The 1,186-nt window shown below is 46.3% G+C and carries 1 protein-coding gene and 1 pseudogene; both read left to right on the top strand.

Annotated elements, in window-relative coordinates:
* Nucleotides 1-369 precede the first annotated feature (369 nt).
* A complete protein-coding gene (locus R7E42_RS24840) occupies nt 370-840 on the top strand; it encodes a Dps family protein (RefSeq protein WP_318073209.1) in 471 nt (156 codons plus the stop codon).
* A gap of 126 nt (nt 841-966) precedes the next feature.
* Nucleotides 967-1,186, top strand: a pseudogene (locus R7E42_RS24835) (catalase-peroxidase); the annotation flags it as partial.

The raw sequence follows: 1,186 nt of genomic DNA, 5'->3' as shown, positions 1-1,186 counted from the left end.
AGTATTATCGGCAGTGCATTTAAATGAGCCCGGCCCTCACCGCAGAATAGCCCTCGCGTTTCGCCCAAACTATGTGGACGTTTCCAGTCTCGAAGCGCTTTCCCGTATCGCGAAGCAATCTCTCAAATAATCTCGAAATCAAAATCGTTTAAACCCAGCAGCATGCCGTTACCTCGGTGTGCTTTGTGTGCTTTGTAGGCGTTGATATTTGCTATAGACAACGCCTTCCATTCAGTAATCAAAATTTCCGAACGTTACATTCATTTTTATCATTTTTACAAATCAGAACATCTATCCAATACTTTTTTTAGTTGTTTGCTGACGGCTTACAAAAAGTCGTGAAACCAGATGGAATGAGAGGAAGCTAGCATGACGCACATCGATATCGGCATTGATAGAGAGCACCGATTAAGCACCGCAGAGGGCTTGAAGCAGCTCTTGGCAGATTCTTACACGCTCTATCTGCAAACGCACAACTTCCACTGGAATGTGGAAGGCCCGAACTTCAGAGAACTGCATCTCATGTTCGAAGAACACTATACCGAACTTGCGACGGCTGTAGACGAGATTGCCGAGCGCATACGCACACTGGACGTTCCCGCACCCGGCACGTTTAAAGAATTCGCCAAACTCAGTGTGATTGAAGAGGTTGAAGGCGTTCCGAGCGCGACGGAAATGGTCGACATACTCACGCACAATCACGAACAAGTCGTAACAACCGCACGTAAAGTGTTAAAGCTAGCCCAACAAGCGGATGACGAATCTAGCGTGGCGTTGGTATCGGACAGAATGCGCATCCATGAAAAAACAGCATGGATGTTACGATCGCTGCAGAAATAACGCCGAGCGAAACGACCTAAGGATCATGCTCTGTATTAAAACATCAGTAATTAATAACGGATGCCCGTGTTTGTTCACCAGCTGTAACGACTAGCACTCGCAAAACGCAAGAATGGGAGAATTAACATGACACAACAAAATGCGCATTCCGCAGGCAAATGCCCCGTAATGCATGGCTCCATGACCACCAATGACAGAACAGAAAAGAACTGGTGGCCGAAGTCGCTCAACCTCGACATTTTGCATCAACACGACGCTAAAACAAGTCCAATGCCGAGTGATTTTGATTACCAAGAAGAAGTCAAAAAACTCGATTTCTCTGCACTCAAACAAGACCTAATCGCAC

Source organism: Vibrio sp. Vb1337 (assembly GCF_033338715.1).
In the GTDB taxonomy this organism is placed as follows: Bacteria; Pseudomonadota; Gammaproteobacteria; order Enterobacterales; family Vibrionaceae; genus Vibrio; species Vibrio alginolyticus.
This window is presented reverse-complemented; position numbering and strand designations above follow the sequence as displayed.

Excerpts from the sequence above, each read along its gene's own strand:
- R7E42_RS24840 (WP_318073209.1), top strand. The coding sequence starts at position 370 with ATGACGCACATCGATATCGGCATTGATAGAGAGCACCGATTAAGCACC.